At 37.3% G+C, this 26434-nt stretch carries 29 protein-coding genes; 6 read left to right on the top strand and 23 right to left on the bottom strand.

The annotated features are described in order from the left end of the window. Nucleotides 1-98: 98 nt before the first annotated feature. Nucleotides 99-797 carry a Crp/Fnr family transcriptional regulator gene (locus J7E77_RS02510; RefSeq protein WP_168244883.1) on the top strand — a complete coding sequence of 233 codons (699 nt, stop codon included), beginning with the start codon at nucleotides 99-101 and terminating at the stop codon, nucleotides 795-797. Between the two features lie 44 nt (nucleotides 798-841). Here the strand turns inward: J7E77_RS02510 and hcp are convergent, their stop codons facing one another. Then, on the bottom strand, nucleotides 842-2140 hold the full coding sequence (gene hcp / locus J7E77_RS02505) for a hydroxylamine reductase (protein WP_214712111.1): 1299 nt from the start codon (nucleotides 2138-2140) through the stop codon (nucleotides 842-844). 191 nt (nucleotides 2141-2331) lie between these two features. On the opposite strand from hcp, the gene J7E77_RS02500 reads away from it, so the two are divergent. Beyond that, entirely contained in the window at nucleotides 2332-2814 is a 483-nt protein-coding gene (locus J7E77_RS02500) for an Hsp20/alpha crystallin family protein (protein ID WP_088088761.1), read from the top strand. 199 nt (nucleotides 2815-3013) lie between these two features. Here J7E77_RS02500 and J7E77_RS02495 read toward each other — a convergent pair whose 3' ends face one another. Beyond that, nucleotides 3014-3577: a YppG family protein gene (locus tag J7E77_RS02495; RefSeq protein ID WP_214712109.1), complete on the bottom strand. Its 564-nt coding sequence runs from the start codon at nucleotides 3575-3577 to the stop codon at nucleotides 3014-3016. 191 nt (nucleotides 3578-3768) lie between these two features. On the opposite strand from J7E77_RS02495, the gene yppF reads away from it, so the two are divergent. Next, on the top strand, nucleotides 3769-3978 hold the full coding sequence (gene yppF / locus J7E77_RS02490; protein ID WP_098931669.1) for a YppF family protein: 210 nt from the start codon (nucleotides 3769-3771) through the stop codon (nucleotides 3976-3978). A 33-nt stretch (nucleotides 3979-4011) separates the two neighbouring features. On the opposite strand, the gene J7E77_RS02485 is transcribed toward yppF, so the two are convergent. The 3 genes from J7E77_RS02485 to J7E77_RS02475 form a co-directional block, all read right to left on the bottom strand. Continuing rightward, nucleotides 4012-4368: a DUF1798 family protein gene (locus J7E77_RS02485; protein WP_168244887.1), complete on the bottom strand. Its 357-nt coding sequence runs from the start codon at nucleotides 4366-4368 to the stop codon at nucleotides 4012-4014. 85 nt (nucleotides 4369-4453) lie between these two features. Further along, nucleotides 4454-4729 carry a hypothetical protein gene (locus tag J7E77_RS02480; RefSeq protein ID WP_214712108.1) on the bottom strand — a complete coding sequence of 92 codons (276 nt, stop codon included), beginning with the start codon at nucleotides 4727-4729 and terminating at the stop codon, nucleotides 4454-4456. Nucleotides 4730-5080: 351 nt separating this feature from the next. Then, the gene (locus J7E77_RS02475; RefSeq protein WP_214712106.1) at nucleotides 5081-6058 is read right to left on the bottom strand and encodes a DUF2515 domain-containing protein; all 978 of its coding nucleotides are present in this window, start codon (nucleotides 6056-6058) and stop codon (nucleotides 5081-5083) included. Nucleotides 6059-6254: 196 nt separating this feature from the next. Between J7E77_RS02475 and recU the strand changes: the two genes are divergently transcribed. Both recU and J7E77_RS02465 read left to right on the top strand, forming a co-directional pair. After that, entirely contained in the window at nucleotides 6255-6863 is a 609-nt protein-coding gene (gene recU, locus J7E77_RS02470; protein WP_214712104.1) for a Holliday junction resolvase RecU, read from the top strand. A gap of 29 nt (nucleotides 6864-6892) precedes the next feature. Further along, nucleotides 6893-9577: a transglycosylase domain-containing protein gene (locus J7E77_RS02465; RefSeq protein ID WP_214712102.1), complete on the top strand. Its 2685-nt coding sequence runs from the start codon at nucleotides 6893-6895 to the stop codon at nucleotides 9575-9577. A gap of 24 nt (nucleotides 9578-9601) precedes the next feature. On the opposite strand, the gene J7E77_RS02460 is transcribed toward J7E77_RS02465, so the two are convergent. The 18 genes from J7E77_RS02460 to J7E77_RS02375 all read right to left on the bottom strand — a co-directional run bounded on the left by J7E77_RS02460 (nucleotide 9602) and on the right by J7E77_RS02375 (nucleotide 25328). Beyond that, nucleotides 9602-9964: a YpoC family protein gene (locus J7E77_RS02460; protein WP_214712100.1), complete on the bottom strand. Its 363-nt coding sequence runs from the start codon at nucleotides 9962-9964 to the stop codon at nucleotides 9602-9604. Further along, nucleotides 9957-10619: an endonuclease III gene (gene nth, locus J7E77_RS02455; RefSeq protein ID WP_168244893.1), complete on the bottom strand. Its 663-nt coding sequence runs from the start codon at nucleotides 10617-10619 to the stop codon at nucleotides 9957-9959. Before nth ends, J7E77_RS02460 begins: the two co-directional genes overlap by 8 nt. Nucleotides 10620-10680: 61 nt before the next feature. Next, on the bottom strand, nucleotides 10681-11382 hold the full coding sequence (locus J7E77_RS02450; RefSeq protein WP_214712099.1) for a DnaD domain-containing protein: 702 nt from the start codon (nucleotides 11380-11382) through the stop codon (nucleotides 10681-10683). A 116-nt stretch (nucleotides 11383-11498) separates the two neighbouring features. Beyond that, nucleotides 11499-12695: a pyridoxal phosphate-dependent aminotransferase gene (locus tag J7E77_RS02445; RefSeq protein ID WP_214712129.1), complete on the bottom strand. Its 1197-nt coding sequence runs from the start codon at nucleotides 12693-12695 to the stop codon at nucleotides 11499-11501. 33 nt (nucleotides 12696-12728) lie between these two features. Then, nucleotides 12729-13202, bottom strand: coding sequence for a cell wall elongation regulator TseB-like domain-containing protein (locus tag J7E77_RS02440; RefSeq protein WP_214712098.1), 474 nt, complete (start codon nucleotides 13200-13202; stop codon nucleotides 12729-12731). Between the two features lie 14 nt (nucleotides 13203-13216). Next, entirely contained in the window at nucleotides 13217-13387 is a 171-nt protein-coding gene (locus J7E77_RS02435; RefSeq protein WP_088088772.1) for a YpmA family protein, read from the bottom strand. Between the two features lie 117 nt (nucleotides 13388-13504). After that, nucleotides 13505-14359, bottom strand: coding sequence for a ComEC/Rec2 family competence protein (locus J7E77_RS02430; RefSeq protein ID WP_214712097.1), 855 nt, complete (start codon nucleotides 14357-14359; stop codon nucleotides 13505-13507). Between the two features lie 78 nt (nucleotides 14360-14437). Then, nucleotides 14438-17239 (bottom strand): ATP-dependent DNA helicase DinG, encoded by a 2802-nt coding sequence (gene dinG, locus J7E77_RS02425; RefSeq protein WP_214712096.1) that lies wholly within the window; start codon nucleotides 17237-17239, stop codon nucleotides 14438-14440. A 166-nt stretch (nucleotides 17240-17405) separates the two neighbouring features. After that, nucleotides 17406-17789, bottom strand: coding sequence for an aspartate 1-decarboxylase (gene panD / locus J7E77_RS02420; RefSeq protein WP_214712095.1), 384 nt, complete (start codon nucleotides 17787-17789; stop codon nucleotides 17406-17408). Nucleotides 17790-17818: 29 nt separating this feature from the next. Continuing rightward, complete coding sequence (panC, locus tag J7E77_RS02415) at nucleotides 17819-18667, bottom strand: pantoate--beta-alanine ligase (RefSeq protein ID WP_214712093.1); 849 nt, start codon at nucleotides 18665-18667, stop codon at nucleotides 17819-17821. Further along, the gene (gene panB, locus J7E77_RS02410; RefSeq protein ID WP_214712091.1) at nucleotides 18664-19500 is read right to left on the bottom strand and encodes a 3-methyl-2-oxobutanoate hydroxymethyltransferase; all 837 of its coding nucleotides are present in this window, start codon (nucleotides 19498-19500) and stop codon (nucleotides 18664-18666) included. The genes panC and panB overlap by 4 nt, the downstream gene beginning before the upstream one ends. 241 nt (nucleotides 19501-19741) lie before the next feature. Continuing rightward, nucleotides 19742-20719, bottom strand: coding sequence for a biotin--[acetyl-CoA-carboxylase] ligase (locus J7E77_RS02405; protein WP_214712089.1), 978 nt, complete (start codon nucleotides 20717-20719; stop codon nucleotides 19742-19744). Further along, complete coding sequence (locus J7E77_RS02400) at nucleotides 20704-21903, bottom strand: CCA tRNA nucleotidyltransferase (RefSeq protein ID WP_214712087.1); 1200 nt, start codon at nucleotides 21901-21903, stop codon at nucleotides 20704-20706. Before J7E77_RS02400 ends, J7E77_RS02405 begins: the two co-directional genes overlap by 16 nt. A 10-nt stretch (nucleotides 21904-21913) precedes the next feature. After that, a complete protein-coding gene (bshA, locus tag J7E77_RS02395) occupies nucleotides 21914-23041 on the bottom strand; it encodes an N-acetyl-alpha-D-glucosaminyl L-malate synthase BshA (RefSeq protein ID WP_214712085.1) in 1128 nt (375 codons plus the stop codon). A gap of 2 nt (nucleotides 23042-23043) precedes the next feature. Then, complete coding sequence (bshB1, locus tag J7E77_RS02390) at nucleotides 23044-23754, bottom strand: bacillithiol biosynthesis deacetylase BshB1 (RefSeq protein WP_214712083.1); 711 nt, start codon at nucleotides 23752-23754, stop codon at nucleotides 23044-23046. Next, entirely contained in the window at nucleotides 23747-24163 is a 417-nt protein-coding gene (gene mgsA, locus J7E77_RS02385; protein ID WP_168244905.1) for a methylglyoxal synthase, read from the bottom strand. The genes bshB1 and mgsA overlap by 8 nt, the downstream gene beginning before the upstream one ends. 11 nt (nucleotides 24164-24174) lie before the next feature. Continuing rightward, nucleotides 24175-24978, bottom strand: a complete 804-nt coding sequence (dapB, locus tag J7E77_RS02380; RefSeq protein ID WP_214712082.1) for a 4-hydroxy-tetrahydrodipicolinate reductase — start codon at nucleotides 24976-24978, stop codon at nucleotides 24175-24177. Between the two features lie 5 nt (nucleotides 24979-24983). Beyond that, nucleotides 24984-25328 carry a nucleotide pyrophosphohydrolase gene (locus J7E77_RS02375; RefSeq protein ID WP_098931636.1) on the bottom strand — a complete coding sequence of 115 codons (345 nt, stop codon included), beginning with the start codon at nucleotides 25326-25328 and terminating at the stop codon, nucleotides 24984-24986. Nucleotides 25329-25524: 196 nt separating this feature from the next. Here J7E77_RS02375 and J7E77_RS02370 point away from each other — a divergent pair, with 196 nt between their 5' ends. Further along, complete coding sequence (locus tag J7E77_RS02370; protein ID WP_214712080.1) at nucleotides 25525-26397, top strand: YitT family protein; 873 nt, start codon at nucleotides 25525-25527, stop codon at nucleotides 26395-26397. Nucleotides 26398-26434 lie beyond the last annotated feature (37 nt).

Genomic DNA, 26434 nt, shown 5'->3' with positions numbered 1-26434 from the left:
TAAATTCTACTTAACCAATAAATATCAATAACATTAAACTATTGCTAGAATTTTTGTTACAATAGATAGTAACGGAATCTATATTTGAAGGTGATTGGATGAAAATTGAAGAAATTAAAAGGGTGCTCGCTGATTTTACCCTTTTTCGTGAATTAAATGATTTTGAAATAACAAAAATCTCTGACATCGCTATAGCTAGGGAATGGAAAAAACATAGTCATGTGTTTCTCCAAGGTGACCCGCTTGAAAATGTCTATTTTATTTATGACGGAAAAATTAAAATTTATAAAAGTGACATTAATGGCAAAGAACAAATCGTCGCCATTGCTAAAAAAGGTGAGATGTTTCCCCATGTAGGTTTTTTCAGAAAAGGCGATTACCCAGCCTATGCAGAAGTACTTGAGTCCTCAACTCTTATTGCTGTTCCAATTTCAAAATTTGAAACTGTACTGATTGAAAACCCTGAACTATGTATTAAAGTTTTTAAAGTATTAGGAGAAAAAATCGTTGATTTGCAAAATCGTTTAGAAGAACAGATTCTCAATAACACATACGAACAAATTATTAAACTACTGATTCGGCTCGCCCAGAAGCATGGTAAAGAACAAGAAGATGGTACGATCCTTTTAAAGTCCGAATTCACGAATAAGGATCTTGCCAATATGATCGGCACGACAAGAGAAACCATAAGCAGGACGCTAACAAAAATGAAAAAAGATGAATTAATAGAAGTAGATGAAGAAGGCAACATGATCGTAGATGTTGAAATTCTAATGGAAGAAATTAATCTAATCTAAAACATTAAAAACCGCAGCAAATCTATGCTGCGGTTTTATTATATTTATTTAATTGAGAGCTGTAGCATGTCTTCCATGTCTTCTTTAGCTGTTCCAATCAATTTTAGATTAAAGGGGTCCTGAAGGACCTGTAATACCCCTTCAGAGATAAATTCAGGCGGCTTCGGGCCAATGCGGATATCCTGGATCCCTAAGCTAAATAAACCAAGCAAAATAGCAACTGCTTTTTGTTCAAACCAAGATAACACGATGCTGACCGGCAGTTCATTCACTTCACATCCAAATGCATCTGCAAGTGCTAAAGCAATCTTAACAGTTGATCCAGAGTTATTGCATTGACCTAAATCTATATACCGTGGAATATTGGTTCCCGGCACCACACCATAATCCACGTCATTAAAGCGGAATTTTCCACAAGAGGTTGTTAATATAACAGTCTCTGGCGGTAGTGAAGTGGCAAGTTCACGATAATAATTTCCGCCAGGTCCCGGTGCATCACAGCCTGCGATAACAAAGAAACGCTTGATTTTACCAGCTTTGACTGCATCAATTAATTCAGGTGCTAAGCCTAGAACCGTTTCATGATGGAACCCTGTTAACAATGTTTCTTCGGAATCAATTGCAGCTTCATGAAGCTCTAAAGCTCGGTTAATTAATGGTGTAAAATCATCATTAATAATTTTCTCTACATTTTCAAGACCTGCTACTTCATATGTATACATCCTGTCTGCATATGACCCTTTAATTGGCATTACACAGTTGGTCGTTGCTAGAATCGCTCCAGGGAAATTTTCAAAAAGTCGTCGCTGGTCGTACCAAGCTTTTCCGATATTCCCTTTTAGATGAGTATATTTCTTCAATGCTGGATAGCCGTGCGCCGGTAGCATTTCAGAGTGCGTATAGATATTGATACCCTTTCCCTCTGTTTGCTTTAATAGTTCCTCTAAAGCAAATAAGTTGTGACCTGTAACAATAATACATTTTCCTTCAATTTTGTTTTGGCTGACCCGGATTGGCTCAGGGATGCCTAAACGCTTTGTATGAGCTTCATCTAGCATTTCCATTACGCGGACTGCTGATTGGCCAACTTTCATCGCCATGTCGATATGTTCTTGAACATTAAAATTTGAATTCGTTAAAGTCAAATAAAGGGCTTCATGGGTGGTGGCATCGACAAAAGGATCTGTATATCCTAATTGATTAGCATGGGTTCGATAGGCCGCAATTCCTTTTAATGCAAAAATAATCGTGTCTTGTAAGCTAGCAATGGTTTCATCTTTACCACACACACCGATGACATTACAGCCGCCAGATGGAGTTTGTTCACATTGATAACAGAACATTTTAGTTCCTCACTTTCGATTTTATTTCTGCTTTACTATACTAATCGACCTAAATATTTAATGTGATATACATCATATTTAAAGCAACTGTAATAAATCGTTCATAAAATTATTGCCATACGATGACGGCACCTACCCAGTTTAGCCAGCATATAATAGCGAGTGAAATACTGGAAAGCGAGGGGAACTTAATGTCATCTAAGGTACCGAGTGATAAGAATGACCCTAAAAAGCCGAAAACAGAAGCTTTTGGTGAGTTAATGAAATCGATGAACGACTTTTTCAATGAAAAACCAATCAAAGGCTTTCTACAATCAATCGATGATTTTTTTAAAAGTCCATTTCCATCTGGATCGAGCTTTCATGTTGACACGATTGAAACAGGTGGAGAATACATCATCTCTGCAGAACTGCCAGGGATAAAAAGAGAGCAAATTCATTTAAACATTTCTGGAAATTATTTAACTATTTCTGTGGAAAATAACGAACTTGAAACCGAGGAAGACGAAATCAATCATTTATATCGACGTAAATACTTACGCCAAAAATCATCAAGAACGGTTTCACTTCCGCATACGATTAATGAAGAGAAAGTGAAAGCATCCTATCGTGATGGTTTATTAAAAATCCGCATTCCACAGGAAAAGGGGAAAATTATAGATATCGAAGACTAAATTCCATTTCCCTTCCATATGAAAAGACGGCTAGTAAAAAGGCCGTCTTTTTGCTGTTAAAACTTAGCTGTTGATTTCCACTCCAGGCGCTTGCGGTTCGCGGGCGGTCCGGGGAGCCTCCTCGGCGCTAAGCGCCTGTGGGTTCTCCCCTGCCCCGTCCTCCCGCAGGAGTCTTCGCGCCTTCCGCTCCAATCAACTATTAAGCCTTAAATATTCCACCAAATCCCTTTACAAGTGATGATACTTGACTTACAGCATTCATCATTTGACCTGCTGTATTCACCATTTTATTTATATCCACTGATCCATCTTGGGACTTGAAGGAATTCATAAACGTTTGGACTCCTCCTGGCTGTTTTGGGGTTGCACTTTGCTTAGGATAAGGGTTCATCACTGGATAACCATTCATGGGCATATACTGTGGTTTTTGAACTATTTCTTCCTGTGGCTGTAAAGGGTTCTGGAATAGGAATTGCGAATCTTTTTGCGAAAATGGCTGGCTATTGTATGGCGTATTTTGAGGAACGTAGCCATGTTGATAGTTTTGCTCATATTGCTGGTACACTGGCGGGTAATAAGGAATTTGTTGATTGGGTTGTTGATAAGCGGTCCAATCATAGTTTTGGGGCTGAGCTTGGTAATGGAAGGGTTGATTACTATTAAAAATCTGCTGATTCCTGATCTGACCAACTGGACCTTGCTGCATCATTTGCCCCGAGTATTCATAATTGAGGTAATTAGCTGGCCTTTTTTTGCCAAACATGGGCAAACATCTCCTCCGCTTTTTTATCTACTACACATTATGAAGGAGAGAGAGGAAAGGTGATTCTTTTGAAAAAGAATAATAATGTCAAAATGACGAGAATTTTGTCTGAAGTTTAAATATTTTAAAAACTAGGAATCCTTTATTTTCATGATACGATAGAAAAAAGGATGAAGGAGGAGCTAATAGATATGGACATTCGCGAATTAAAAAGCAAATTTATTCAAAGTCGGGATTATACACCAGATGATGTTAATACATTAATGGATTTTGCTAAGAAAGCGTATATTCAAAACGATATTAACATTAAAGAATATCGTCTTCTTGTCCGTGAACTTGAAAAACAAGGCGCGGTAATACCTGAAACGGATAATGAAAACTCCCTCATCGAACATTCTTAATAATAATTAAAGAGATGCAGCTGCATCTCTTTTCTATTTTTTAACCTCTTTTAATATTTCCAAAAGGAAAAATTCAACCGTACGATTTGCATTTAAAAATCTCGTTTTGCTAGTTTCCGGGAAAAAGGATTGAATTGACAACTGGTCAATATGTTCAGATGTCGTGTCGATTTGCTTTAAATGAAGATGTTTATGGTCCGTTTCAGACAGCCATTTCTTCATGGCATGTTTCCATTGGTCATTTATTTCCTTAACTTCATTTGCAAATGGCTTAATCACTTCATGAAAATCATGCTTGAGCCCTGACTCCCTTCCCTCTAGATAGTACTTCATGAATAAACTATTATAAGCTAAAAGTTTTTCCGTTAATTGGATAATTTCTTCAGACATCTTTTTAATAAACCCTTTCTCTAAAAAATAAAAAGTAGCAAAGATCTTTATGCTACTTTAATCGTTACTATTATTTTATAGGCAATTAATAGCCCAATTCAAGTTGTAGGGCTCTAGACACATGATTTGGATTGGCACAGGCAATCTCTAAATTAGAAATGGAGTTAACTTTATCAATACTCCGTTCAAGTCCCATTAGTTTTTGTTTTGATACGATTAACTTAGCCTGCTCTTTCTTGTCTAAACTTTTGCGCAGGTCTGAGAAGGATGCTTCAAGCACCACTTCCAATTCTTCTAATTGATCGTATATTACTGACAGCATTGAAATCAACTTTTCCTTATCGGACAATGGCTTATTCATCTATTAAACCCTCCCAGCATTTTCTATTAAGTATAATTATTCTCTTTCTTTTTTCGGCTTCCTTCTACCCTGACAAAACTAGAAGCTATTCGTCAAAGGTAGTGGTAAAATGGCATTTTCCCCCATGTAATTCGACATCAATTAAATCCTGCATGAAAAAATAAAAAAGCGCACAAGCTATTGTTGGAGGTGTTTTTTAATGTCAAAAAATAATAAACAAAACAAAAAGCAGCAAACAGTTCAATCAGATGCAGCAACAAAAACAGGCTACGGTGATAAAAAGCTTGTGGGAGAAAATCGACCTGCCGAATAACAACCAACCAAAAAGCAAGGGACACTTCCCCTGCTTTTTTATTTCCATTTTTTTAGCTGCAAGGTCTTTTGGAGGGCCAACATTAATTGAAGTTGGTTTGATTTAGCAAAGTACCAATCAGTAAGGTGAATAGGGTGACGATGTCGTGCGGGAAGATACAACCAGAAGGGGGATACCCTGCGTTGCGAACTCCAATCCTCATATTTATGTTGATTATGCTTTATAACTGGGAAACTCACTCGCAAAATCGGGGTTTTCAGGCCAGTTTTTATTTTAAAATATTGTTCATAATCATTTCTTGAACCAGTATGCGGCGTTTTTTCAGCGAATTCATAAAAATAAGGAAATAGCCGTGGATGAAAAAGTATGCTGGCTAGTCTTTTACCCAAGTTGATTCTTTTTGAAAGTGATTTGAAACCATTTGCACTTGCCCCATATACTTCTCCCCCACAGGTTGGAAATAGTACACAACTGAAATGAAACCAATCTTGAAAAGAAAAAAGCTTCGAATGGAAAACCTTTTTCTTATATAGAGGGTGATCAATAACCGGTGTTTGAATGACATTTTGTTCATTTATGATTAAGGAAGTGGTTAGTCTGTTCTTATCATTTTCTTTCCAATATCGAAACCATTCTTTTTGGATAAACGTAGAAACATGAAAATAAGGGAGTAAATGAAACATTTTTCGATTTAATTTCGTCGAATATTGGTAGACCAATAACTGGGGATAGACATCATGGAAAATCAACCAATTTGCCCGCTCATAGGTAAGGAAAAGCTGCTTTCTCGTCATGTCCGTTAATAATTGAGGAAATATTGACCCTTGGAGGTCACACATATTCCACCCCCCATTCCTAGATACCATGCTTGCTAAGAAAGACCAAATGATATCTGGATGTTTTTTAAAAAAAGAAAAGTATGCTTCAGTCCTTGAGATATTATCGACATTTTTTTTATTGGTTTCCTCTTGAATTTGACGAATGATTGTTCGTTCCTGTATTGTAAGATGATTCATATTCATCTTCCCTTAAGTTTTTTTAATAGATTATTAGTACTATGATTGAGTTTAAATCCTTTTATGAGAAATGCATCATGTATAAATTTAGCAATCACAGTACAATTGTTATTAGAGTGTGTATGCAAATGTATTTTATACACCCCATTCTCGTCAAGATTTGATATGATAAGGAAGAGTTTGAGAGGTGTAAAACGTGAACTTTAACTATCCAAACGGAAAAAGGTACGTACCAAGAGAACAGAACACAGAAAATATCAATAAAAAAAAGACAAATGGCTCTTATAGTAACAGAGGAATGACACTTGAGGAAGACTTAAATGAGACAAATGAATATTACCGTGCCAGAAAAGTAGCTGTTATTCATAAAAAACCAACGCCGGTCCAAATTGTCCAGGTTGATTATCCAAACCGCAGTGCTGCTGTAATTAAAGAGGCATATTTCAAACTAGCCTCCACCACGGATTATAATGGTGTTTATAAAGGAAAGTATATTGATTTCGAAGCTAAAGAAACACAGAACCCTACCTCTTTTCCATTAAAGAATTTCCATCAACACCAGATACAGCATATGGAAGAAGTACTGGATCAAGGAGGTATTTGTTTTGTTATCCTTCGTTTTACAAGATATGAGCAGGTTTTTTTACTCGAAGCAAAACACTTGTTAACATTTTGGAAACGAATGAATAATGGCGGCAGAAAATCGATAACCAAAGAGGAAGTGGAACAACAAGGACATCAGATCCCACTTGGTTTTCAACCGCGAATTGACTATATTAAAATTATAGATAAGCTTCATAATTGAGAAAAGGCTTGAAAGGAAGGAATATTACCATGTCAGAACAGTACCAATCAAGAGAGGAGCGCCGAAAGAAACTCCAAACCAAAGGTAAACCAAAAACCAAGAAAAAATCGGGTGGATTAATAAAGAAAATTTTTCTAACCTTAGTGGCCCTTGGTATTATTGGAATACTTTCGGGAGTGGGGACTTTCGCCTACTTAGTAAAGGATGCTCCCGTACTTGACCCAAAATTATTAAAAGATCCAATCCCTTCGAAGATTTTAGATAAAGATGACAAGTTGATTACTGAAGTAGGTGCAGTTAATCGGGAATATGTAAATTATAAAGACATACCACAAGTAGTTGAAAATGCCATTTTGGCAACCGAGGATTACCGTTTCTACAAACACCATGGTATTGACCCGATTAGATTAGGCGGTGCTGTGTTAGCAAATATCCAACATGGATTTGGTTCTGAAGGTGCCAGCACCATCACACAACAAGTGGTTAAAAACTCATTTTTAACTCCTGAAAAAACCTTAAAGCGAAAAGTCGAAGAAGCCTGGCTCTCTTATCAGCTTGAACAGCAATATACTAAACACCAGATTTTCGAGATGTATGTAAATAAGGTTTATGTTTCTGAAAATAGCCATGGTATTGCAACTGCCGCAAAAATTTATTATGGAAAAGAATTAAAAGATTTAACATTATCAGAGGCTGCCCAAATTGCTGGGATGCCGCAAAGTCCTAATAATTATAACCCATTCGATCATCCTGATTTAGCTGAGGAGAGACGAAATATTGTCCTGACGTTAATGCACCAGCATGGTTTTATTTCTAAGCAAGAGATGGAAGATGCGAAAAAGGTTTCAGTTAAGTCGACCGTTCTAAATGAACAACAACGTAAAGTTAATGAAAAACCCTTTGATTCATTTGTGGATGCAGTTATTGATGAAGTGAAAGAAACATCTGATTTTGATATCTTTACAGATGGTTTAACAATCCATACGACTCTAGATCCAGATGCGCAATCATATGTAGAAGACATTCTTAATAAATCAGACATTATTGATTATCCAGATGATGAATTTCAAGCTGGGGTTGCTCTCCTTGATACAAAAACTGGAGAAATTCGGGCAATTGGAGGCGGAAGGAACCAAAAAATAAAACGTGGGTTTAACTATGCCATCGATACACAACGTCAACCAGGTTCAACAATCAAGCCTGTGCTTGATTATGGTCCCGCGATTGAATATTTAAATTGGGGAACCTTTGAAATGATTGAGGATAAACCAATAACCTATTCATCCGGGAAAAAGTTTGGGAACTGGGACCAAAGCTATAAAGGACCGATGACAATTAGAACCGCACTGCAATTATCACGAAACTCACCAGCCGTTCAGGCTCTACAGCAAGTTGGTCTTGATAAAGCGAAAGACTTTGCAGTTGGTTTAGGTATTCCTTTAAAAGAAATTTTTGAATCCTACGCAATTGGCGGTTTTAAAACGGGGGTTTCCCCACTTGAAATGGCTGGTGCCTATAGCGCCTTTGGCAATAATGGCATTTATACAAAACCACATGCTATTAGAAAAATCAAGTTGCGTGATGGAACCTTTATTAGCACAGAACCTGAACCAAAAGTGGTGATGAAAGATTCGACCGCTTTTATGATTACCGATATGTTAAAAAGTGTCCTCGTATCTCCTGGGACAGGAACAAGGGCGAAAGTTCCCGGACTTCCAATCGCCGGCAAGACCGGTACAACGAATTATACAGATGAGGAAATACAAAAATGGGGTATTCCGAGCAGCAGGTCCGTTCCTGATGCCTGGTTTACTGGATATACAACTAATTACACTGCGTCTATTTGGACAGGATACAAAAACCGAAGTACACCTATCAACGCGGTCGGAAATAATCAACGTTTAGCCCAATTAATTTTTAAAAACTTAATGGAACATGTATCAAAGGATATCGATACACCTGACTTTACTATGCCAAACAGCGTTCAAGAAGTAAGTATTGAAAGAGGTTCGATGCCGCCGGTATTGGCAAGTAAATATACCCCTGGAAGTCAAGTTATTACTGAGTATGCTGTGAAAGGTCATGCACCTAAACGTGTCTCCCAAAGGTATGACAAACTGAATGCTCCGAAAAAACTAAATGCCAAATATGATGAAGTAAATAAAAATATTACCTTAACATGGGATTACAATAATTCCAAAGAGGCAAATGTTACTTTCTCCGTAACGGTAAATAGCGGGACCGGTCAAAAGCAATATAATCAAGCAGAAACAGCTTTAAGCATACCTGCAGTACCTGGTACTAAATATTCTTTCACGATTGTGGCAATCAGTGGTGATCGAACTAGTAATCCAGCAACTGCTGCAATTGACATACCACTACCTATTCAAGAAGAAAACCCAGGTAATACTAATCCAGGTAATGGTACTAATCCAGGTAATGGTACTAATCCAGGTAATGGTACTAATCCAGGTAATGGTACTAATCCAGGTAATGGAAATGGAAATGGGAATGGTAATGGCAACGGTACTGGTACTGGTACTGGTACTGGTACTGGTACTGGTACTGGTACTGGTACTAGCGATGGTAACGGTACTGGTAATGGCACAGGTACTGACAACCAAGATGACGGCGTTACTACTCCACCAGATACCCCAGTCGACAATGGGACAGTTAATGGAGCAAATTCAGGTACAACTACAACATTACCCTAACTAAAATGAATAGTAAAAAAGCGTCTAACCTTTAGGTTTAGACGCTTTTTTTAGTATACTTCTTTTCGAATACAGCTTTTCTTGCTCAACCATTAACTCTGATAACTGGCGATATGAATGATATAGATTTGGTCTAGACATGATAAAACCTAACCGTTCTTCCACATTGACAGGTTTAAACTCAAATTGTTTAGAGTTAAAAGGTTCATCCAGAGTTGCAGGCAATTCATTTGACCAAGACATGAACTGAATAAACATTAAAATTCCCTTTTCCATCAGCACTTTTGCGTTTTCATAGTCTCGTTCACGAAATAATGCTTCGAGTTGGACCTTACTATTTTCCCATTCCTTCAGTAGGCTGGAAATGTTCTCAACCTTTTTATCCATTGATAGATACCTGACCTTTCATCCGCTTTTTACCCTCCCTGCATAGCCCTACTAGTGGGCAGCTTGGACATTGTGGATTTTGGGCTTTACAATGATAGCGGCCGAAAAATATCAAGCGATGATGTGTAACTGACCATTCGTCTTTTGGAATCTTCCTCATTAATGTTTTTTCCACTTCGAGTACAGAATCCTTCCAACGGCAAATCCCTAGACGCTTACTCACTCTTTCAACGTGAGTATCTACTGCTATAGCAGGTACATTAAAAGCAACGGACACAACTACATTTGCTGTTTTCCTGCCCACACCAGGCAGCTTTGTTAACTCATCACGATCCATTGGGATTTCACCTTTATACTCTTCTAATACCATTCGGGAAAGGCTTTGAATGTTTTTAGCTTTATTTCGGTAAAGGCCAATCGAACGTATGTCGTTTTGTAATTCTTCTAGTGAAACCTCAAGATAATCCTCAGGTGTTTTGTATTTTTCAAATAACGATTTAGTCACTTTATTTACGAGCACATCGGTACATTGTGCCGATAAGGCCACAGCAATGACTAGTTCGAATGGATTTGAATGATTTAATTCACAGTGTGCCTCTGGAAACATCGCACCCATTTGATCAAGGCAATAACGGATTTGGGTATTATTCAACATATCTATCACCTACTACTATTAAAATGAATAAAACGAGAGATAACTCCCTCGTTAATCAAGACTATTGTTCTAACCAATTGTAAAAGGGCACAGTTGGTTGATGTGTTTCACCCTTCACAGTTCCTTTAGGTGTTTGCTTTTGACGAAATTTAAGTCCATGGGTTTTCGCTTGCTCTATCGTTTTTATCCCATTTTTCTTCCACTCAAAAAGAATTCTATCAATATACCGGAAGTTTAATTTTCCAGACATTACCGCTTCCCGTAAAGCTGCTTTGATAATGATTGGGTCGTGATGATCATCATCCATCCACATGGCTAGGGATTCACATTCAAATGGAGATAACGGTCGGCCAAATTCCTTCTCAAAACAAGTATAAAGATCGGTTTCGTCTGCTTTCTTATCTGATTCCTTATTACTTTTAATATTTGTCAAGAAATGTTCAACAAGTCTTTCCCATAAAGGGATGACAGAATACTTTTCATATCGGATACCTTCATTCGTATATTCATCGGTAATTTCGATAAAACCTCTTTGAATCAACCTTCTAAGCATTTCATTACATTCCGAAATGGAAATCGTCATTCGTGCCGATAACTCATCTGGTGTAGGGAATTCATGCCCCTTTTCTAAAAAGGTTAGTATATTTAATAAAAGAACAAGTTCATATTCATTTAAATTTAGATTACGGTATTCAGAAAATAATAATGTTGGAACGGTGATATTACCTTCTTGAATCCATGCTAAAAAGTTTGTTTTCATCATTAGGACACCTCCAGTTAAGTATACCACGAACAAATTATCCGAGTAAGAGTTTTAGGCATCCATCTTTGGTAACTAAAAGCAAAAAGCCTGCAGACCTTAGCAGACTTTTTACGTTTTTAATTATTGACAATGCTTGATTTGGATGTAACAAATTGGTGGATTCTCACCACTGCTTTTTCCAATAATTCTAAAGAAGTTGCATAGGAGAGTCGAATATTGTCAGGAGTTCCAAAGCCTGAACCTGGGATAACAGCGACTTTAGCATCGACCAGCAAGGCTTCAACAAAAGCATCAACATTTTGATATCCTGTCAATTCAGCAGCTTTCCTTACATTTGGATAAAGGTAAAATGCTCCTTGCGGTTTCACACATGTTACACCGGGAATCGCTACTAGTTTATCAAAAATAATTGATAATCTTTTTTCAAATGCCTGGCGCATATCTTCTACTGGCTGTTGAGAGCCATTGTAAGCAGCGATTGCTGCATACTGGGCTGTTGTTGTCGGATTAGATGTACTATGACTTGCGAGGTTTGTCATCGCATCAATAATTACTTTATTTCCAGCCGCGTACCCGATTCTCCAACCTGTCATCGAATGTGATTTAGAAACGCCATTAATTACAATGGTTTGGTCTTTATGTTCAGGAGAAAGTTGTGCGATCGAAACATGTTTATTTTCCCCATAAACTAGCTTTTCATAAATTTCATCTGAAACAATGAGAATATTTTCCTCAAGACAAACTTTGCCTAACTCATAAAGTTCTTCTGCTGTATACAACACACCCGTTGGATTGCTAGGTGAATTTATTATAACAGCTTTCGTATTTTTCGTAATGGCGCTCTTTAATTGCTCTGGGGTTACTTTAAATTGATTTTGCTCTAATCCTTCGATATACACAGGAACGCCGCCTGCTAATTTGACTTGCTCTGGATAGCTGACCCAATATGGAGTAGGGATTATAACCTCATCACCATCATTTAATAGGACTTGAAATAATGTATAAAGAACGTGTTTAGCTCCATTTCCTACAATGATTTCATTCAGTTTATATGTTAACCCTTGGTCCGCTTCAAATTTCTTAATAATTGCTTTTTTTAATGCAGGTAAGCCTGCTGATGGGGTATACTTCGTATGCCCTTCATTCATGGATTGTGACGCAGCATCTAAAATATATTGTGGAGTATTAAAGTCAGGTTCACCTGCTCCCAAACCGATAACGTCTTCACCTTGTTCCTTTAATTCCTTTGCTTTTGCAGTAATTGCTAATGTTGTTGAAGGTGTAAGTGCCTTCACTCGATTTGCTAATTCCACTACCATAAATATTTCCTCCATTCTCCATTACATCTATAGGTTTTCGATTTTCTTTAGCCATTCACCTGTGTCAAAGTGAACATAGTAATAATTTATTAAATTATTATTAGAACGATAATATATTTCCCACAAAGGGATATTTTTTTCCATGCCAAGTCTCACTGAAATAACCTTTTTAGGACTTTTTTCTTGTAAAAGTTTCTGAATGGCTTCTTCTTTCGATAAACCATCCTTTGCTTTTTCCACGTAAACTTTTTTACTTTTTTCAGGAATCCAAACAATAATTTTTTCACCTTTATTACTTTTTCCCTCAATGACATTTACAGTTTCTATGCCATTATATATATGAAAATCCTCAACTTCTTTTATAGATATTTCCTTGTTGGCTAGTGCAACCGCTTTTTTCTCTGCAGATTTAACAGGTTCCACAGATGTGAAATACACTTTTATTAATAAACCAAAAATCACTACTATAAATATTACTATAAATATAATCCACTTTTTCATAAGCACTCACTTCTTTATGTACGATAAATGGTAAAAATCGCTGTATTTTTATCTTCTTGATCAAGTGCCAATCCAAACATAAGATCTTTTTGCTTCAAGGTTCGATTAAGAGCATCAACAATTTTATACAAATCCGGACTGTGCTGGATTTTTACTGTTGATAACACTTCAATTTTACTTTCCATCCGTTTTCCTCCAATATTTGCCTATTTCTCTACAATAATTGATAAATCTCAACCATTATTATAACAGGTGGAAGCAAAAAGTGGGTCTGTGATTATATGAATTTTTCTAATTTTTTCTTAGTTATCCTCTTCGACAGGGATCGTTATAACTTCATAGTTTGAATCGGTGAATTTTATCGTGACGGTACCATGTTTTTTGGTAGTATAGATTTCTGACCAAGTTTCATGGAGATCGACAAGAATATCTGGGTCATGCTCCTCTTCTTCTGGTGCAAATAGAATCGAAATTTGCGGATTTAAATACTGGATTAATTTTTCAGATAAAGAGTCCTCCATTGCACAATTAGGAATCTTAAAAACATTAATATTTTCCAAATTCTTCTTCATCAAGGTTTCCTCCGCATGTGGTGTAAACGAAGTCATCAGGAAAATGCGGTGATTAAAAAAATCCAGTGTCAAATCCATGCCCTCATTGGGTTCATTTCCAACAAATTGGACCACTGCAGTCAACTCCGGAAGAATGGTTTTTTTTGTGCCCTCACCCCAGGTGACGACTGCAGGTTTATTTAGTAAGCTTAGTTTGTTTGTTATTTGGGCAGATAACTCCGGTGTTGTGATAATTTCTTTTATACTATACTTCGTTATTAGCCTATTGATTTGTTTTTCTGAAAGCTCTAGTTCGTTCTTTGTAAGAATTAGCTTCGAAATTTTCTTCACATCATAAAGATAAAGCCATCCTTCCAATTCTGCATCCGTCTCTTTCCCGCCGGCATTTACCAAGATATTTTCACCATTTGAGCCTTGAATAAGGGTTGAATCACCTTCAGACAGGCCTAAAAAAGTAACAGCAACTTCATGATCCTTAATATTTAAGTCAATGTTTTCAATATTATTTAAAGTAGTCGTCTTTGATGCCTCAACCATGAGTGTCGTTTGAATGAATATGGACAGTAATAATAGTAAGGTTCTCATGACACACCTCCCATAATATAGGATGTGTTTTTTACCAAATATTATCCAGTATATTAAACAATTGGTCTGACTGATTTATTATAACCAAGAGTCAATAATTTCAGCTAAATCATCCATCTTACCCTTTTTTATGGGAACATTGGGAATTGATTTCAAAAAGGCCTTACCATACTTGGTCGTTACAATTCTTTTATCAAAAACCACAATAATTCCACGGTCATTTTCCGTACGAATTAACCGACCAAATCCTTGTTTAAATCTAAGGACCGCTTCTGGTAGAGAGTATTCAGAAAAAGCATTTCCCCCGCGTTTTTCGATTAACTGACATTTTGCCTCTGTTAAAGGTTCATCAGGGGGGCTAAATGGTAGCCTAACAATTACAAGGCACGATAAGTCCTCACCAGGTATATCTACCCCTTCCCAGAAACTGCTTGTCCCTAGCAATAATGCCTTATCATATCTCTGGAAATTTCTAGTTAGCCTAGTTCGGCTGCCACTGGTTATCCCTTGGGCAATCATTGCATAGTCATGCAAAAAACCACTTTCTTTAATTAGTTCATAGGTTTTCTTTAGCATGTCATAGGCGGTAAATAGAATCAGCATTCTTCCTTTTGTTGCCTCTGCAATTGTGATGATATGCTCAGTAATTGAAATGACATAATCTTCTAACGATACCGTGTTTATTTCTGGTAGGTCTTCTGGTATTAAGAGTTGAACCTGTTGATTATATTCAAATGGCGAAGGAATGTTCAACTGTATCGTTGAAACGGGATCAAGTCCAATTTCCTTCATGATATAGTCAAATGATTTATTCACAGTCAAAGTAGCAGAAGTGATTACTACCGCTTTTTTAGGTTGAAAAAATTGTGCTTTTAGTTGGTCGGCCACAGATGCTGGCTGAGCTATAAAGGTTGTAACATTTTGCGGTGAACGAATATCTATTTCAATCCATTTTACATCATTCGTTTTTTTAATAAAGGAATGAATAACCGTGTCTCTTAATTCCGATAGATCATTTAGAAAGGTTTGGATTTCTTCCATTTTATTTTCTTGGGAACGTGTTAACGAATTACTTTCCCTTTTGATCCATTCGAGTCGTTCAATAATGACTGAATGAAGATCCTTAAGTAAAAAGGCAAACCTTTCTGCACTGTGTACAAGTGCCTTTTTTTCTTTTACCTCGTCTTGAAGAGAAAAGCGCACCTTGGCACGGTTAATTCCTCTTTTATTTGTAAGCTTGGCTTTTGCAAAAATAGCAATCAATTGAAAAAATTCGTCTGTTTCAAAAGCAAGGTCAACATTTATTTGATTTAACTTAGTTGCAGGTGCCATCATCTCAGGTTTCCTTGGTACAGAAGCAATTAGCTTCTCCAATTCATAAAAGAGCTGTTTTTGTTCTAAAACACCAAATTGACCCAATAAGAGCCGGGTGGATAAGTAATCTAATGTATGACCAAAAAACTGACTTGCTACTTTTTCAAAATGATGTCCTTCATCAATGATAGCGAAAGAAAAATCGGGCAAAATTGTGCCTTCTCCTTTAATATCACTTAATAGCAAAGAGTGATTGGTAATAATTATATCGGCAGTTTGCGCATTTCTTTTGGCCTTCAAATAAAAATCTCTTTCTTGCCAAGCTTGGTTCTGCATAAACATAGCGGGTTCGTTCTTAATTTTATTCCAGAATATTTGCCCGCCGCTTGATAGGTTTAACTCATCCCGATCACCTGTTTCAGTTTCAATCAGCCAAACAAGAATTTGCATTTTGGTTAACCCTGTATCGTAATTATCATTATCATCTACAAGTGTCTGATTAAACTTTTCTAAACTAATATAATGATTCCTCCCCTTTAGGAGAACAGAGTTAAGCTTAAAGGGCAAAATTTTATCTAAGATCGGGATTTCATTTTTTAGAATTTGTTCTTGTAAATGAATGGTATGCGTGCTTACAACAATAGGAAGCTCCTTTTGCTTTGAAAAGTAGGCAATCGGCAGCAGGTACCCAAGTGATTTTCCGACACCGGTTCCAGCTTCAATCAATGTATGATTTTCATTTTGAAAGGATTGATACACAGTATCCATCATGGTAAATTGGCCTGTCCTCTTCTCAAAGGCTGCAAAGGCTTGTTTTACCAACTCGGTTTTTTCATCCTCACTTGCAGGATATTGATATTCTTTACCTTCATCCATCGTTCCTGACTGCTCAGGAAGCCTTTTTAAGGCTATCCCCTTAAAAATCTCGAACGACTCCGAAAATTGTTCAATCGTGTCATCTTTGTTTACGAGTATTTCATCAAGAAACTGCTGTAGATCACTTTTGAGACCGCCAGAAAGATGTGCAAGCTGTTTTAGCGTTACTCTAGGTAAGGATGTCAAACGATCTAAAAGAATTAAGAAAAGCTCAGCAGTTACCTGGGCATCACTATCAGCTTGGTGGGGGCGATCATGATTAAGATTTTCTTTCTCTGCTAAATCAGATAACTTATAACCATCAGCTGTCGGATAAAGTATTCTTGCCATTTCCACCGTATCAAGAACAGGGCCAAAGAACCCTTCCTGACCCGATTGGATTAATTCTTCCTGAAGAAAAGACAAGTCAAATAACACATTATGTGCAACAAAATAAGCCCCATCCAGTAAAGTCATGACCTTTTCTGCTATTTCCGAAAATAGGGGAGCATCCTTCACCATGTCATCATTTAAGCCGGTCAATTCTTCAATAAATATTGGAATGGATTTTTTCGGATTTATTAATGACGAAAATTTTTCTGTGATTTTTCCATTTTCAATGACCACAGCAGCAAATTGGATGATTTTGTCACCCTTTTTTGGAATGTTTCCCGTTGTTTCCAAATCAATTACGACGAATTTATTTATCATTTCATTAACACCCCAAACCTTCGTTCATTAAAACGGTATCACATTATCTTCAAAAGAAAAAGTAAACACTACTAGGATGCTTCCCATTCTACCATTATCTTTACGATCTTTTTTATATTTATTATATAAAACAGTCGTAAAAAAAAAAAATCCCCGAAATTGGGGATTACATGATGGTTAGGGCTGGTTCTGCATTGATCAGTTCTTTAATCCGATTGTCTTCATCCATGATCGCTACTTTAGGTTTATGTGTTGCTACCTTTTCTTCAGCAATAAGGGCGTAGGAAATGATAATAACGATATCACCTTTTTGAACCAAGCGGGCAGCTGCACCATTTAAACAAATGACACCACTACCTCTCTCGCCAGGAATAATATAGGTCTCTAGACGCGCACCATTGTTATTGTTAACAATTTGCACCTTTTCATTTGCAATCATTCCAACTGCATCTAATAAGTCTTCATCAATCGTGATACTGCCTACATAATTTAGATTAGCCTCTGTAACAGTTGCTCGATGGATTTTTCCGTTCATCATGTTGCGAAACATTATATTCCTCCCCCGTTCTCTTTTTTCTATCAATCTATATTCGTAATGTAATTGTCTATTAATCGTACCTTCGTAAATTTTACAGCCAGTGCAATAATAATTGTACCCTCTAATTTTTCCAGTTGCTTTAATTGTGGATAGGAGTAGATTTGGACATAATCAATTGTACCCGTTGATTCATTGGTAATCATTTCACTAATCATACTAATTAATTTCGCTGAATTCCGCTCACCTTCATTAATTGCTGCCACTGCAGCTTGAAGGCTATGATACAGAACAGGAGCTTCTTGTCTTTCCTTTGGCAGAAGATTAACATTCCGAGAACTCTTAGCAAGTCCGTCATTTTCACGAACGATATCGACTGCAATAAGTTCCACAGGAATATTAAAATCAGAAACTAACCCCTCAAGAACTGCCACCTGCTGGGCATCTTTTTTTCCAAAATAAGCTCTTGTTGGCATGATAATGTTAAAGAGTTTTGTTATTACTGTAGCGACGCCATCAAAATGGCCTGGGCGTGATTTCCCACATAAAACATCCGTGCGATCACGGACGTTAACTTTTACCGAAGGTTCGTTTGGATACATTTCCTCAACGGATGGATGGAAAAGAAAATCGACCATTTCACTTTCAGCCAAGGCGCGATCACGATCAAGATCACGCGGGTATTCAGCATAATCCTCTTTTGGTCCAAATTGTAATGGGTTAACAAAAATGCTTAGGACAACGATATCATTATCTTGTCTTGCTCTATTTAAAAGTGTTAAATGACCTTCATGCAGAAATCCCATTGTTGGTACAAAGCCAATCGATTTTTCTTGGAGCTTATGTTTATTTATTATTGCCTGCATTTCCATAATGGTTGTGATTACCTTCATTTCGTACCTCCATAAAGCCCTTTCAGTTCCTGTTCCTTCATTGTGAAAGAATGTTTTTCTTCAGGAAACCGTTCATTTTTAACGTCAGCTGCATAGGCTTGAATTGATTCAATCATAAATGGATTGACAGCATGATATTGTTTGACGAACTTCGGTACGCGATTAACGCCATAGCCTAGAATATCATGATAAACGAGAACTTGACCATCGACAGCAACTCCGGCCCCAATACCAATAACTGGAATAGAAATCATATGGGCAACTTCCTCGGCCAGTTGTTTTGGTACACATTCAAGAACGATAGCAAAGGCACCGGCTTCTTCACATTTCTTTGCATCTTGGAGCAATTTCCTTGCTGCTTGGGCATCTTTCCCTTGCACTCTATATCCACCTAATACACCTACAGATTGAGGGGTTAACCCCAAATGGGCACAGACAGGAATACCGGCTCTAGTTAAAGCAGTAATTTTTTCAATAACATCATCTGCACCTTCTAGTTTAACCGCATGTGCACCCGTTTCTTGTATTAGTCTGGCAGCATTTAATAATGTATCCCGAACGGATAAATGATAAGTTAGAAACGGCATATCAGCGAGAATAAAGGTATCTTTTGCTCCACGTTTTACAGCTTTTGTATGATGTATCATGTCGTCAAGCGTTACTGGTATGGTTGAGTCATAACCAAGGACTACCATCCCAAGAGAGTCTCCCACCAATATAACGTCAACTCCGCCCTCTTCAGCTTGCTTAGCCGAAGGGTAATCATACGCGGTTAACATAACGATTTTTTCATTATTTTCCTTCATTTTCAAGAAATCTGATGTTTGCTTCATCAATTTTCCCTCCTTTTATATGGGAGAGGGGATAAAAAGATTTTAAAAGAGCAAATAAAAAGATCCTTCTGAAGGCAGAGGATCCCAGTTACACTTTTAACATGCTTCATCCCTCTGTCCCGGTCCGCTATACGGATCTAGGCAGAAACCTTATTAATTGTTAGTTTCGTAAAGGTGCAGTTCTCAGTGGATACTGCCCATTGGATAGAATTATAACAAATTCTACGAAAAGTTCAAGCTTTTAAAACTCAATATCCGCAGAATAGATATGATGAATCGTACCGGTCAAATCCTCTAACTGCAGCACTCCATCATTGGTTATTCCTAGTGCTTTTCCTTCAATCGTATTCGTAAGTGTTCTAGCTTTTATGTATTTACCGATATTGCCGGCATAACCCTCCCATAAAAGCTTTATTGGAAGAAATCCTTGTTCTAGATACAGCGTATATAATTTTTCAAAGTGTTTGAAAATAGATCTAATTAACTCTGCTCTCGAGACAGTTTCTCTATCCTCGATAAATAGGGAAGTAGCTATTTCTTGAAGTTCTAACGGGAAATCTTCTTTCTTCTGATTCACATTTATACCAATTCCTATGATAATTGAATGAATAAGGTCGGCCTCCGCTTGTAATTCCGTTAATATTCCCGTTACTTTCTTTCCGTTAATAAGAATATCATTCGGCCATTTTATTTCCGGAATAAGGTCTGTCATTTCTTCAATGGCTTGAACAATCGCAACTGCTGCGAGCAATGTCAATTGTGGCGCATTGCTTAGGGGTATATTTGGACGTATAATCATACTCATCCATATACCTGTATATTTTGGCGAATGCCATTTTCGGGCCATTCTACCCCTGCCAGACAACTGCTCTTCAGCGATGATGACCGTGCCTTCCGGGGCATCTTCTGAAGCAAAGTGATGGGCAAGCTTTTGGGTAGACTCCACACTTTCTACATAATGGATATTTCTCCCTATAAAGTTTGTGGTTAAGCCAAACCTTACCTCATCTGCAGTCACTTTTTCAGGAGTTTTTAGAATCCGGTAACCTTTGTTTCTAACGGCTTCTAATTCAAATCCTTCCTTCCTTAATTCCTCAATATGCTTCCATACTGCCGTCCTTGAGCAGCCAATGAGTTCTGCTAGATGCTGCCCTGATAAAAAGGTGTCACCTGCAGTTGTAAAGGCATCAAGTAATTCTTTTCTTATTTCTGATTGCACTTCATTAGCCACTCCTTGATCTTTTCTTTGTCGTTATCTAGATTTCCGGCTAGGATATTTTCTTCAATGGTTAAAAGCGTCTCCTTAAGCCATGGTCCACCTCTTTTATTGAACCAATCCATTACGTCATTTCCAGTCACATTCATTTCTGAACGGTCTTTTATCGGCAGGGTTTCATACAGTTTAATCCAATGTTCAATCGATTCAACTTCGTTGGTCCCATTAATAACATGGTAGAGCTTTTCCGTTGATAGGATATGATCACGACCAGCAGAATATAGGTCATATATGGTCCAATCTTGTTCAAGTCTTTTTGTAAGGAAATGAACAACTTGTTGAATCTCTCTTATTTCCTTAAGTGCAAGCCGCCACTCTTTTAAAAATAACTCTATCTCTTTTTCTTTTAAATTTATACAGAAAATTAAGAGTGACCACATTTCATTTTTATTAAGATTCCCACTGTTAAAACTACGGAACTCCTCTAATTGCTGCCTCTTTCCTTTCAAACCTGGTAAATAAGAATAAATATTTGCTTCAAGGAGAATATTCAACGCTTTAGTCTTATTTTTACCAATTAAGAGTTTCTCAAACTCCGCTCTTTTTCTCTCTACAGCAATGTTATCAAGCAAGTGAACAAGCTTTGCTAATGCTTGAACCGTACCGCTTTCGATTTGAAAAGAGAGTTGGCTTACAAACCTAACTGCTCTCATCATTCTTAAGGCGTCTTCTTGGAATCGGTCATTCGGACTTCCAACTGTTTGAATTATTCTATCTTGAATGGCTATAAATCCATTAAATGGGTCAATTAATTTTCTATTTCTGTCCATCGCGATAGCATTCATTGTAAAATCTCTGCGCTGTAAATCCTCGTTTAAGTTGCGGATAAAGGTAACCTCTTTGGGTCTTCGATAATCTTGATAGTCTGATTCGGTCCTAAAGGTGGTAATTTCATATCCTCCATCATTTACAAGAACGAGAACTGTTCCATGTTCGATTCCAATATCCACTGTTTTCGGAAAAATCCTTTTCACTTCATCGGGGGTTGCGCTTGTTGCAATATCAACGTCATTAATCTCTCGTTTTAACAAAAAATCTCTAACGGAGCCACCAACAAAATAGGCTTCAAAGCCAGCATCCTCCAGTTTTTTTAATACAGGACTTGCTGCTAAAAATGGGTCAATCATTTACTTCACCTTAATTCAGTAAATTAAAATATATTTGTTCATATTGTTCAACAATTTGGTCAGCCTTAAATTTAGTTTTTGCTGTCTCCACAGATTGTTTGGAAAATTGCTGATAAAGGTCCTGATCAACTAAAATGGCTAATGACTTATTAGAGATATCGTCGATGTCGCCTACTTCACAAATAAATCCATTCATTCCATGATTAATAACTTCTGGTACACCACCAACATTCGTACCGACACAAGGAACTCCACATGCCATCGCCTCTAATGCAACAAGTCCAAAGCTTTCCTTTTCCGATAATAACAGCATTAAATCACTGATGGAGTACAATTCCTCCAGGCTCTCTTGTTTACCTAAGAAAATGACTTGATCTTCTAGTCCAAACTCTCTGACAAGTTTACAGATGATGGTCATTTCAGGGCCATCACCGACCAATAGTAGCTTGGCTGGCATTACAGATGCAATCTTTGCAAAGGACTTTACCACATCTTGTACCCGTTTTACCGGACGGAAATTGGAAACGTGAATAATTACCTTTTCATCTTCTTTTATCTCAAATTCTGACTTTAAAGCACGTGCATCACTTTTTTTATAAATGCGGTCATCAATAAAGTTATACACTGTTTCAATTTGTTTATCTGGATTGATTAACTCATACGTCTGGTCCACTAGAGCCTTGGAAACTGCTGTTACAACATCTGATTTTTCAATTCCAAATTTAATCGCATCTGTCAAAGATGGATCATAACCCAAAACCGTTATATCGGTACCATGTAATGTCGTGACAATTTTAATATCTCGATGGCTCATTTGCTTTGCTAGTATTGCACATACAGCGTGAGGAATAGCATAGTGGACGTGGAGCAGATCTAATTTTTCCCGATTAGCCACTTCCGCCATTTTACTTGCTAAGGCAATATCGTAAGGTGGGTACTGAAATACGGAATATTGATTCACTTCAACCTGATGATAATAGATATTATGGTACATTTTATTTAATCTAAATGGGATACTTGATGAGATGAAATGAATTTCATGTCCCTTTTCAGCAAGCATTTTCCCTAATTCAGTCGCTACTACACCTGAACCACCTACTGTCGGATAGCAAGTAATACCAATTTTAAGTTTCCTCATGTTTATTCTCCTATCAAATCACGATTCAAAAGGATTGGAACTTTCGTTTTGAACCCTTCAGCAAATGTAACACCAACCAACTTACCAAACATTCTTTCCCTTGACTCAACAGTTTCAATATACCCATTTACAAGCGGAGTACTATAGCTTTCTTCTGTTTGCTCGAATTGGCTTTTGTACTCCCTCAATGCTTGGAGTTTTTTATCCATATATTGAGTAATATCAATGGTGAAATCTGGTTTATGAAAACCATTAATCATATAAAAATAAACTCTTTCCACCCGATGTGCAGGTTCATTACCTTCTGTTACATATTTTCTTATGGCAGATGAAAAAACAGCTTCCTCCACTAAACTAGCACAATGACCATGGTCAGGATGGCGGTCTTCAAAATAAGGTGCAAACACAATCTGAGGCTTGTATGTTCTAATAATCCTTGCAATCTCTCTTATGTACTCGTCTTTAAGAAATAATCCTCTATCTGGAAAACCCAGTGATGTACGCATAGAGACGTTTAATATCCCTGCAGCCTTTGCCGCCTCCTCTTTTCTTAGGGGTACATTCCCATTTGAAGAAAGGTCGGCATCTGTTAAGTCACAGATACCAACTTGTTTCCCTTGGGAGGTCAATTTAGCAATCGTTCCAGCCATGCCAATCTCGACATCGTCCGCATGTGCGCCAAATGCAAGGACATGAAGGTGCTGATTAATCATTGATTGCACCATTCTCTTTATTTAGATTTCTCCACTCAATAAGCCCCAGTTCTAGGCCTCTTATTAATAATTCTGCAGTTCCCATATTAGTAGCAAGTGGAATCGAGTATACATCACATAGTCTAACCAATGCTGTTACATCTGGTTCATGTGGCTGTGATGTTAATGGGTCACGGAAGAAGAAAACAGCATCCATTTTATTTTGGGCAATCATTGCTCCGATTTGCTGGTCACCACCAAGGGGTCCAGATTGAAAACGAGTTATACTTAGACCCGTTGCCTCACTAATTCGCTGTCCAGTTGTACCAGTCGCGAATAATGTATGCTTCGAAAATATATTTTGATAAGCAGTCGCGAACTGAACCAAATCATTTTTCTTTTTATCATGAGCTATTAAGGCGATATTCATATATTTACTCCCTATTCTAAAATATTTTCTAGTCCATAAACAAAAGTATTATGTGTCATTACAGTTTCTACTGCCACTTTTACACCCGACATAAAAGAGCCGCGATGGTATGAATCATGCCTTATTGTTAGAGTCTGACCATCAGAACCAAATAACACCTGTTGGTGGGCAACAAGTCCAGGCAAGCGTACCGAGTGAATATGCATTCCATCGAACGTTGCACCCCGCGCACCTTGAATCGTTTCTTTTTCATTTGGGTGCCCCTGATTTTTTTCCTCACGAACTGCAGAAATCATTTCTGCTGTTTTTACAGCTGTTCCTGAAGGAGCATCCAGTTTTTGATCGTGATGCAATTCAATAATTTCTATATCGTTAAAATATTTTGCAGCCATTTGTGAGAATTTCATCATTAACACAGCACCAATGGCAAAATTCGGAGCAATAATACATCCCAGTTTTTTCTCATGACAAATTTGTTCTAATTCCTCTAAATCTCTTGCAGTAAAACCTGTTGTTCCAACCACCGGTCGAACATTGTTTGTGAGTGCAGTTTTTGCGTGATGCATGCCCACCTCAGGTGTGGTTAGATCAATCAAGACATCTGCATGGACATTTTCCAGGCATGTTTCGATATTTGTATAAACGGGTACGTTATGTATTGAATGAAAGCCTTCCAAGTCGCTAAGCATCATTCCATCATATTTATGATCCACAACAGCTAAAAGTTCAAAATGATCAATATTCGTTACTAACTTCACTGCTTCACTGCCCATTCGGCCGCGGGGACCAGCGATGATAATTTTAATTTGTTCCATAAAGTTCACTCCATTTTTTCTTCATTAATTCTTGTCCACCGATTTTGGTCTCTTGTCTTAAATTTTTCCATTACATAATTATGTGCATCTTCTAAGCTGATATTTAAAGAGTTAGCAAAACAAATTAATACAAATAAAAGATCACCAAGTTCTTCTTCGATGGCTTTTTCAGTTTCACTTGTTTTTTTGGGTTTCTCACCATAATAATGGTTTACTTCTCTAGCAAATTCCCCTAGTTCTTCTGTAAGTCTTGCTAGCATCGCAAGCGGACTGAAATACCCCTCTTTAAATTGACTAATGTACAAATCTACTTCTTGCTGAAGGTCTTTCATCGTCTTTTCTTTGGCCATGTATATCACCTCATCAATAAGACTGCTAATTATGTTCATATCCCTATTCTATTGTTTATGTTAGCTAAATTAACGCCGATTTACAAATGTTTTCATTTATATTACCCTCTTTTTCTCTACTCATTGCTCTAACATTTTTTATTCGATATAATAAAAACCGCCATATAAGAGAATTTATGGTAGAGGGGGGTTATTAATGTTACATGGTCTTAAAGTAAAAAACATATTATTTATCCTATTGGGAGCAGCGATAATGTCGTTTGGCCTTGTCAATTTTAATATGCAAAACAAACTGGCAGAAGGCGGCTTCACAGGCATCGCACTTCTATTTTATTTCTTGTTTAAATGGGATCCATCCTATTCAAATCTATTCTTAAATATTCCACTTTTTTTTATTGGGTGGAAATTGTTAGGACGTAATACATTTTTATATACGATATTAGGGACAGTCGGGGTGTCCATTTTTTTATGGATATTTCAACGCTATTCCATTGATATGCCACTTCAAAGTGATTTAACATTAGCTGCATTATTTGCAGGAGTTTTTACAGGCATTGGTTTAGGCGTGATCTTCCGTTATGGAGGAACTACAGGAGGAGTCGATATTATTGCTAGGCTTGTCCAAAAATATGCAGGCTGGAATATGGGAAAAACAATGTTCTTGTTTGATGCATGTGTTATCGCTTTATCTTTGGTAACATACTTAAATTATAAACAAGCAATGTACACACTCGTAGCTGTGTTTATTGGCGCTAGAGTAATTGATTTCATGTTAGAAGGTGCTTATTCAGCGCGAGGAGCTATGATTATTTCGGAAAAGAACGAGCAAATTGCCTCTAAGATTATGGAAGAAATGGACCGAGGAGTAACAGTCCTAAAGGGATACGGCTCTTACACTAAAAGTGAGCGTGAAGTCTTATATTGTGTTGTCGCAAAAAATGAAATAGTCCGTTTGAAAAATGTAATTACTTCCGTTGATCCCCATGCATTTGTCTCCATCACAATTGTCCATGATGTCCATGGAGAAGGTTTCACACTCGATGAAAATAAAATGCCTTTAGTAGACTAAAAAAGCAATGTCCACTTTAAACTGGCACCCATGTCAA

It is taken from the genome of Bacillus sp. ISL-77 (genome assembly GCF_018613105.1).
This window is presented reverse-complemented; position numbering and strand designations above follow the sequence as displayed.